Source organism: Gemmatimonas sp. (assembly GCF_036405635.1).
In the GTDB taxonomy this organism is placed as follows: domain Bacteria; phylum Gemmatimonadota; class Gemmatimonadetes; order Gemmatimonadales; family Gemmatimonadaceae; genus Gemmatimonas.
The window spans coordinates 1-8,772 of record NZ_DASWXE010000109.1; the positions used below are offsets into that span (position 1 = coordinate 1).

General features: G+C 65.8%; 8 protein-coding genes. 7 read left to right on the plus strand and 1 reads right to left on the minus strand.

Annotation, left to right across the window (positions count from 1 at the left end; translation table 11 throughout):
* The 4 genes from VGE27_RS09405 to VGE27_RS09420 form a co-directional block, all read left to right on the plus strand.
* The coding region (locus VGE27_RS09405) for a 5'-nucleotidase C-terminal domain-containing protein (RefSeq protein ID WP_331049394.1) at positions 1–2,822 on the plus strand (2,822 nt) is incomplete at its 5' end.
* The gene (locus VGE27_RS09410) at positions 2,822–3,067 is read left to right on the plus strand and encodes a hypothetical protein (protein ID WP_331049395.1); all 246 of its coding nucleotides are present in this window, start codon (positions 2,822–2,824) and stop codon (positions 3,065–3,067) included. The genes VGE27_RS09405 and VGE27_RS09410, both read left to right, overlap by 1 nt.
* The gene (gene add / locus VGE27_RS09415) at positions 3,064–4,137 is read left to right on the plus strand and encodes an adenosine deaminase (RefSeq protein ID WP_331049396.1); all 1,074 of its coding nucleotides are present in this window, start codon (positions 3,064–3,066) and stop codon (positions 4,135–4,137) included. The genes VGE27_RS09410 and add overlap by 4 nt, the downstream gene beginning before the upstream one ends.
* Before the next feature lie 23 nt (positions 4,138–4,160).
* Complete coding sequence (locus VGE27_RS09420) at positions 4,161–5,018, plus strand: purine-nucleoside phosphorylase (protein WP_414653553.1); 858 nt, start codon at positions 4,161–4,163, stop codon at positions 5,016–5,018.
* A gap of 44 nt (positions 5,019–5,062) precedes the next feature.
* Here VGE27_RS09420 and VGE27_RS09425 read toward each other — a convergent pair whose 3' ends face one another.
* Positions 5,063–5,920, minus strand: a complete 858-nt coding sequence (locus tag VGE27_RS09425; protein WP_331049398.1) for a M48 family metallopeptidase — start codon at positions 5,918–5,920, stop codon at positions 5,063–5,065.
* Positions 5,921–6,045: 125 nt separating this feature from the next.
* Between VGE27_RS09425 and VGE27_RS09430 the strand changes: the two genes are divergently transcribed.
* From VGE27_RS09430 to VGE27_RS09440, 3 genes are all read left to right on the plus strand, one after another.
* Positions 6,046–6,828 (plus strand): RNA methyltransferase, encoded by a 783-nt coding sequence (locus tag VGE27_RS09430; RefSeq protein WP_331049399.1) that lies wholly within the window; start codon positions 6,046–6,048, stop codon positions 6,826–6,828.
* Positions 6,829–6,892: 64 nt separating this feature from the next.
* Complete coding sequence (locus VGE27_RS09435) at positions 6,893–7,783, plus strand: prepilin peptidase (protein WP_331049400.1); 891 nt, start codon at positions 6,893–6,895, stop codon at positions 7,781–7,783.
* A 9-nt stretch (positions 7,784–7,792) separates the two neighbouring features.
* The coding region (locus tag VGE27_RS09440; RefSeq protein ID WP_331049401.1) for a hypothetical protein at positions 7,793–8,772 on the plus strand (980 nt) is incomplete at its 3' end.

Sequence of the window (8,772 nt, forward strand, 5' to 3'; positions counted from 1 at the left end):
CGCTGCTCAAGCGGGCCATGGCCCAGGCGAGTTTTCCCTTTCTCGCCGCGAACGTCCAGAACGCCAACGGCAGCAACTTCGTGGCGCCATGGACGATGGTCACGCGGACCGGGATCAAGGTGGCGATCGTGGGTGGCACCACACCCGGCTCGATGGTGTGGGATCGTGACAACCTGAAAGCGGCCGGCGTGACGGTGTCCGACATCGTGCCGGCGGTGAAGTCGTCTGTCGCTGCGGCGCGCCGAGCAAAGGCCGATGTGGTGATCGTGCTGCTGCACTCCGGCCTCGCCGAACCCGCAACATACGACACCGTGGCGACGGGATTGCCGTCGGAGAATGTATCGGCGCGTATACCGAAGGAGATTCCGGGCGTCGATGTGGTGGTGTTCGGGCATTCCCACCGTGAGGTGGTGGACACCACGATTGGCGGTGCGTTGGTCATGCAGGCGCGCAACTGGGCGGGCTCGGTGGGACTGGGCACGCTGTCCATGGAGAAGGTGAAGGGCAAGTGGACGGTGGCCGCGCGCCGCGGTGAGCGCGTGCTGGTGACCAAGCACAAGGAGTCCCCAGCGGTACTGGCGGCGTCGGCGCGTACCCACGAGACCACGCGTCAGTGGGTGCAGGGCACGGTGGGACAGACCAGCGTGGCGTGGCGGGCCGACAGTGCGCGCGTCGCCGACGTGCCGCTCATGGATCTGGTGGCCGAAGTGATGATCCGCGAAACCAAGGCGGACCTCGCAGCGGTGTCGGCGTTCTCGCTCGAGGCCTCGTTGCCCGCTGGTGGCATCACGCGCGCGATGATCTCGCGCCTGTACCCGTACGACAACACGCTGCGTGCCGTACGCATCACCGGCGCGCAGTTGCGTGCCTACCTCGAGTACTCGTCGCGGTACTACCGCACACTCACACCGGCCGGCGAGGCGCCGTCCAACGGCATCGTCGATCAGGCAGTGGCCGGCTACAACTTCGACATCATCGCCGGCGCGGACTATGTGCTCGACCTGCGGCAGCCGATCGGTCAGCGCGTCACGCGCCTGCAGTATCGTGGCCGCGACGTGGCGCCCACCGACTCGTTCACGCTGGCCGTGAACAACTATCGACAGTCGGGCGGGGGCGGTTATGCCATGCTGGCCAACGCGCCCGTGGTGTACGAGCGCGATACCGAGATCCGTCAGATGATCATCGATGAGATCGAGCGCACCAAGACCATCGAACCCGCACAGTACTTCAAGAACAACTGGTCCATCGAGCCGACTGCCGCGCGCGAGCTGATCCTGCGCGAGCAACTGCGTGGACGTCGCGCCGAAGCGGGCGGTCGGTCGTCGGCGTCAGCGATGGTGGGCACGCCCGGGCAGCGCATGCTGCGCGTGATCGCCATGAGCGACTTCCACGCCCAGCTCAAGCCGCGATTCGATGGCGCCAATCCGATGGGTGGTGCGGTGGCGCTGTCCGCGGCGCTGCGCAAGGCACAGGGCGAGTGCGTGGCGCCGGCCTGTGAGAGCGTCATCATCGATGCCGGCGATCTCTTTACTGGCACGCCGGCGTCGGACTGGGATTCGGGCCACCCCACGGTGGGTGTGGTGAACCGCTTCGATATTGCGGCCGGCGCGCTGGGCAATCACGAGTTCGATTTTTCGCAGGACACGCTCAAGGTGCGCATGCGTGAACTGCGGCACGCCGTGCTCGGCGCCAATGTGCGCGGCACTGATGGCAAACTACCCTCGTGGATCAAGGCCGACACGATCGTGCAGCGTGGCAATGTGCGCATCGGCATCGTCGGGGCGGCCGGTACGCACACGTCGACCTCGGCGGCGCGTCGCAAGGTGGCTGGGCTCACCTTCATCGACCCGCTCCCCGTGTATCAGCAACGCGCCAAGGCACTCCGCGCAGCCGGTGCACAGGTGATTCTGTTTGTCGTGCACGATGGCGGCCGGTGCGAACGTGATCGACCCACCGTATGCGAAGGTGAAGGGATTGCACTGGGCAAGCGGGTGGCTGCGCTCGGTGCAGAACGTCCGGATGCCTACATCATGGGCCACGCCCACGTGAACCTGACGTTCGATTTCGAGGGCATGCCGGCCGTTGAGCCCACGTCGAGCGGGCGTGGCATTGTCGTCATCGACCTGCCGATCGGCGGTGGCACGGCCCGTACAGAAATTCGTCCCGTGCGCGGCGATGTCACGGAGGGCGCGGAGTCGTCGGTGGACTCCATCGTGCGTGTCGCCACCGCGCGCTCGGAAGCAAAAGAGCAGCAGGCGGTCGCGACGATCGGGATGGAACTGCGGCGACGGGGCAATCAGTATCCACTGGGTAACCTCGTGGCGGATGCAGCCCGCACGATGGGCGCCGGCGATGTGGGTATGATCAACAACGGTGGCATCCGCATCGATGTACGTGAGGGACCGTTGACGTTCGGTGGGGTGCACCTCATCAGCCCGTTCGGCAATGTGCTCACCCGCATGCGGGTGCGCGGCCGTGACCTCAAGGCGATGATGGAGCGCACGTTCGAGAAGTCGGTGCCGAACGCTCACGTGAGCGGCTTGCTGATCGAGTACGATTCGTCGCGGGCTCAGGGTGAACGGATCGTGCGTATGACGATGGCGGACGGCGCCGCCATCCAGCCTGAGCGCATCTATGCCGTGATCATGAACGACTTCATGATCGATGACCTGTACATGGACCTGCAGAAGTCGGCGGTCTCAGTGGAGTACCTGCCGCTGCGTGACAGCGACGCGATGGCGGAGTACCTGCGCCGCCAGCCGCAGCCCGTCCGGGCAGATACCGCGGTGCGCATTCGTCCGGTGACCGGGGGAGCACGTTGATGGAAGCAATCGAAGTTCGTGCGTTCGTGAATGAACGCGGTGTGAGTGTGCCTGCTGGTTCCACGGCGCTCGATGCGGTTCGCGCCTTGCTGCCGGCATCGGCCGATGAGATCACCGCCGGCACGGCGCGGTTGACTGACAGCCGTGGCCTGCCGGTGGATGCCCACCAGGCGCTGGTGAATGGCGCGATCTACCGGGTCGTGCCGGTGCGCGAGCGTCTGGCTGACACGGATGGCGCGGCATGAGTGTCGACGCTGCCGCACTCGCGGAACTCATTCATCGGCTGCCCAAGGCCGAACTGCATTGCCACCTCGACGGCTCGTTGCGCCCCGGTACCCTGATGGAGCTGTCTGCGGCACGAGGCATCGCGCTGCCGGCGTCCACCCCGGATGCGCTGGCCACGTGGATGCGCGTGGATGACGCCCGGAATCTCGAGGAATACCTGGCGCGCTTTGGCGTCACGCTCGCGGTCATGCAGTCGGCCGCCGAGCTGGAACGGGTGGCCCACGAGTTTGTGCTCGACGCGGCGCTCGATGGGGTGCGCTACATCGAGGCGCGCTTCTGCCCCGCGCTCAATGTGCGCGATGGCCTGTCGCTCCCCGATGTCATGGACGCCGTGCTGCGCGGCCTCGCCCGCGGTGAGCGTGAGACCGGGACGGTGGCGCGCGTGATTGTGTGCGCGCTGCGCAGCTTCCCATGGCCACACGCCATGGAGATGGCTGAACTGGCAGTCGCGTATCGTGACCGCGGTGTGGTGGCCTTCGACCTGGCCGGTGGTGAGCTGGGCAATCCGGCTGAGGTGCATGCGGGCGCTTTCGATCATGCGCGCGCGGCCAACCTCGCGGTCACGGTACACGCCGGTGAAGGCGATGGTGCGACCTCCATCGCCCAGGCCGTGCACCGCTGCGCCGCCGATCGCATCGGGCATGGCACACGGCTGTTTGAAGATCCTTCGCTCGAAGCCTATGTGGTCGATCGTCGGATCGCGCTCGAAGTGTGCCCCACCAGCAATGTGCAGACGCGGGTGGCGCACACGTTCGCCGAACACCCGCTGGCCCGCTACGTCTCGTTGGGCGGGCTGGTCACCATCAACACGGACAACCGGTTGATGAGTGGTGTGTCGCTCAGCGATGAATTCCGGCACTGTGCCACGCAACTGCTTTTCAGTGCGGACACGCTGGCCACGCTCGCGCTGAACGCCTTCGATGCGGCCTTCATTGCCTGGCCTGACCGCCAACGGCTGCGCACCACAGCGGCCCGCGATATCGAGACCTGGCTCGTCGACGCCCGTCGCCTTATTGGAGTGGCTGCATGAGCACACGCGCATTCGAGACCGCTATGCACGAATCCCGGCCCCAGACCGTTGGCGCCGGTGCCGCGCGCATCGCGGCCGACTACATCCGCCATCGCGTGGGAGAGGCGTGGGCCACACCGGTGTGCGGCATCGTACTCGGTTCGGGGCTCGGCGGTCTGGCGGATCGCATTGCCAATGCGGTGCGCATTCCGTTTTCGCATGTGCCCGGGTTTCCCACCGCCACGGTGGCGGGGCACGCGGGACAGTTGCTGGTGGGTACGCTGGCCGATCGGCCGGTGGTGGCGTTGGCTGGCCGGTTTCACATGTACGAAGGGCACGAAGCGGCGCTGGCGGCGTTCCCCGTGCGTGTGCTGCACGCTCTTGGCGCACCGGTCTACATCGCCTCCAACGCGGCCGGCGGTGTGCGGCGCACCTTCTCAGCGGGCGACCTCATGCTGATTGCCGATCACATGAATCTCATGTTCCGCAATCCGCTCATCGGCAGCACAGAGCCCGGTGACGAGCGCTTCCCCGACATGTCCGATCCATACGATCCGGAGCTTCGCAAAAACATGCGGGCGGCGGCGCAGGTGGTCGGTGTGCCGTTGCACGAGGGTGTGTACTGCGGACTGTTGGGGCCCACCTACGAGACGCCGGCCGAAGTGCGCATGCTCGAGCGCATGGGCGTGGATGCGGTGGGTATGTCCACTGTGCCCGAGGTGATCGTGGCGCGTGCGCTGGGGATGCGCGCGGTGGCCGTCTCCTGCATCACCAACAAGGCGGCCGGGCTTTCACACGAAAAGCTGTCGCACGCAGAAGTGATGGAAGCCGGCAAAGCCGTCGCCGGTCAGTTCGAAGCGCTCATCGCGGAATTCGTACGAGAACTGCCCGCCGCATCCTGAGGACACGGCGGGCAGTCGGTACAACTCGACCCGGGGCCAGCTGATCAGCGACGCGCGGGTGTGCGTGGCAGGCTGGCCAACCGGCGCTTGAATGCCTGGAATGCCGGCGAGTCGCGTGAGAGGGAACTGAGCACGACCTTGTCCAGCTTCGCGATCTCCTCTTCGGTGGTCTGGATGCGGCTTTCTTCGATGGGGTGGGAGGCGAAGAACCCTTCCACCGCCGAGGGGTTGTTCTGCCGCTCGGCGAGCAGGATGCGGAACATGCTGGGCATGCCACGCGGGTCGATGCCCGAACGGGTGACATACTTCACGCCGAAGCGATCCGCTTCCGTTTCATCGTCGCGACTGAACTTCGCGAAACCGGCCTGCGCCAATACCTGCACGCCAGCGCCTGCGGCGCCCTGGCAAATGGACGGGGCAAAGATGCAGCCGATGCTCATGCCCGCATTGGCTCGTTGCGCGGCCGCCATCTGCTTCATGCTGTGACGCTGCGTGACGTGGGCAATTTCATGGCCGATCACGCCGGCCAGTTCGGACATGTTGGTGGACTTCTCGATCAGGCCGCGGTTCACATAGATGTGTCCACCCGGCACGGCGAAGGCGTTGATGTCGCCCTGATCGACGACGTTGAAGTGCCACGTCAGACTGCGGTCATCCACGACGCGGGCGATCGAGTCACCCAGCACGTTGATGTAGCGCACCACTTCGGGATCACGCACGATGGGCAACTCCCGCTCGATCTGCTGTGCGTAGTCGTTGCCCATCGCGACTTCCTGACTCGTATTCGGCACGCAGCCGGCAAACATGATCCCGGCGCCAAGCAGCATCGCGGTCCACATCGTGGACCGGATGACTGTCGTCGCCCATGCACCGTTCGTGCGATTCTGATGGCTCGTTGTCATGGTTTCCTCGCGCATGTGCTGCTATCGTTGCAGGCGACACCCTGCAGGTTGACGGGTTCTACCCGCACCCGTCGGATTTGCGCCACCAGGTGCCCTGAACGGCCCTGAAGCCCCCGGAAGCTGCCGTGAAGCTACTGACCCTCGCCAGAGACCTACAGCGCCGGAAGGGCCGTGAGCGGCAACAGCGCTTCGTGGCGGAGGGGACGCGCACGGTCGAGACACTGCTCGCGTCCGGCTTGCCGGTGACGGGAGTGCTGGTGGGGGCCAGTGGGCTGGCAGATGTCCGCACGGCGGCTTTGGTGACTGTGGCCCGGCAACGGGAGATCCCGGTCCTGGAGCTGAGCGACGACGACCTGCTCAGCGCGGCGGACACCGAGTCGCCGCAGGGTGTCCTGGCGGTCGCCCCCATTCCCGACCACCGCCTGCCGGCCCCGATGCCCTCCAAGGCCCGCGTGCTGGTGCTCGACGCCCTCCAGGATCCCGGGAACGTGGGCACGGTCATCAGGACCGCGGCCGCGCTCGGCGTGACCGCCACCATCGCACTGCCGGGCACCGTGGACCTGTGGAATGCCAAGGTCGTGCGCGGCGCGATGGGAGCTCTGTTTCACCACCCGGCCTTTGCCCTCTCCTGGCAGGACTGTTCGGCCACCCTCGCGCCGCATGGTTTCGAAGTCATGGCCGCCGACACGGACGGGGATGCCTTGGAGACGCTGATCGGGGGAGTGGTGCCCGACCGGGTGGCACTGGTGGTCAGCAACGAAGGGGCCGGATTGTCCGCACACATCGCGGCCGACATCACCCGACGGGTGTCCATTCCGATGGAGCCCGACGTCGAATCCCTGAACGTCGGTGTCGCCACCGGTATCCTGCTGCACGCGCTGCGCGCCGGACAGGCTACCCCTCGATGATGCTGGTCACGCCGGTTGCCGCATCGAATCGTGGCGCTGGCCCCTCCTGATTCGTCTTGCACACATGTTTGACGATATCGAATACCACGGAGCCCTGACGGCGGGATTGCTGCACGCCCTGCCGATCATGGAACAGCTCCTCGTGCTGCTGCCGGTCTTCATCCTCGGCGCGGCCATCGGGTCGTTCCTGAACGTGTGCATCGCGCGCTGGCCGCTGGACATGAGCGTGGTGAAGCCGCGTTCGCGCTGTCCGCGCTGCGAACGTCCCATCGCGTCGTACGAGAACATTCCGCTGCTCAGCTGGGTGTTGCTGCGCGGCAAGTGCCGAGGCTGTGCCCTGCCGATCTCCATTCAGTATCCACTCGTGGAGTTGCTGGTGGCGCTGGCCTGGGTGGCCTGTGTCTACGCGTTCGGCGTGACCTTCGAAGCGCTGCGGGTGGCGTTGTTCGGCACGGTGCTCTTTGGCATCGCGGTGACGGACGCCAAGCACTACCTGATCCCTGACGGCTTCACGATCACGGGGCTGGTGCTCGTGCTGGGATTCGCCATCGCCAACTTCTTCATGCAGCATCCCTCGCATTTTGTCTCGGCATGGCCCGCCATTCTGGGGGCCTGCGTGGGCGCTGGTGCGATCACGCTGATCGGCTGGCTCGCCGAGGTGATCATGAAGCGCGAGGCCATGGGCTTTGGTGACACCACCCTCATGGCGGTGGTGGGTGCTGCGGTGGGGGCAGAGCGTGCCTTGCTCACCATCATTGCCGGCGCCTTTGTGGGCGCCGTGGTGTTCCTGCTCATCGTGGGCCCCATCGTGAAGGTGCGCAACGCACGTCGTGGTGAACCCTTTGCGTTCCCCGATGTACCATTCGGGGTGTTCCTTGCGCCTGCCGCGATGCTGATCTTGCTTTGGGGAGAGGCGCTGATCACCTGGTACGTGCAGCGCGCCTTCCCAGCCTGAGTCGTCGACATGCCCGAGCCCCTTCAGACGGTGCGCACCCCGCTGCGCGCCTCGCTTCGTCGTTTCCGCACACCGCTTGCCCTCTCCGCGCTGCTGTTCGCTGCGGCCTGTGGGGAGAAGAAAGCAGTCGGTGACGGTCCGTACGCCGACCTCGTGGCCAAGTATGTGCCGCGCATCGAGAAGGAGCTCGGGCTGCCCTTCAAGACGCCGCCCAAGCTCGAGACGCGTTCGCGTGACGACGTCGCGAAGTTCGTGCGACACCAGCTCGACAGCGAGCGGGGCAAACAGCAGATCGCGGGGCAGGAGGGCGTCTACCGCATCCTCGGCCTCATCCCCGACACGCTGCAACTCGCCTCACTGTTGCAGCGGCTGCTCGAGGAGCAGATCGTAGGGTACTACGATCCCGCCACGAAGGTACTCTATGTGGTTGATGGTGCACCGAGTGCGCTGATCGACCAGACGGTGGCCCACGAGCTCGTGCACGCCCTGCAGGATCAGTACATCAAGATCGACTCCATCCAATCCGCCACGGGCGATGCCGACCGTCAGGTCGCCGCCCAGGCTGTGCTCGAAGGACAGGCGGTCTTCATGCAGCTGCGCGTCGATCCCAATGCCAGCCCGATGCTCCGGATGCCGGGTGGATGGGACCGCATCCGCGATCTGATTCGCGATGGTTCGGTGGGCATGCCGGTGTTCGGCTCCTCGCCGCGCGCCATTCGCGAAGGGCTGTTGTTCCCGTATCTGGGCGGGGCCGACTTCGTGCGGCGTTTCATCGGCCAGCGCCCCGAGAAGGAGCTGCTCACCGATCTGCCCATCAGCACCAAGCAGATCCTGAGCGACCGCGCCTACTTTACGGCCACGCCGGGCGAACGGGATGTGCCGGTCGAGGTGTCGTTGCCAGCGCCGCGTCGTGGAAGCGTGGTGTTCACCAACACCTTCGGTGAATTCGAAACACGGCTCGCGCTGTGGCAGCACATCAAGGATGACAA

Coding starts and splice junctions, on each gene's coding strand:
- VGE27_RS09410 (WP_331049395.1), top strand. CDS start 2,822: ATGGAAGCAATCGAAGTTCGTGCGTTCGTGAATGAACGCGGTGTGAGT.
- add (WP_331049396.1), top strand. CDS start 3,064: ATGAGTGTCGACGCTGCCGCACTCGCGGAACTCATTCATCGGCTGCCC.
- VGE27_RS09420 (WP_414653553.1), top strand. CDS start 4,161: ATGCACGAATCCCGGCCCCAGACCGTTGGCGCCGGTGCCGCGCGCATC.
- VGE27_RS09425 (WP_331049398.1), bottom strand. CDS start 5,920: ATGACAACGAGCCATCAGAATCGCACGAACGGTGCATGGGCGACGACA.
- VGE27_RS09435 (WP_331049400.1), top strand. CDS start 6,893: ATGTTTGACGATATCGAATACCACGGAGCCCTGACGGCGGGATTGCTG.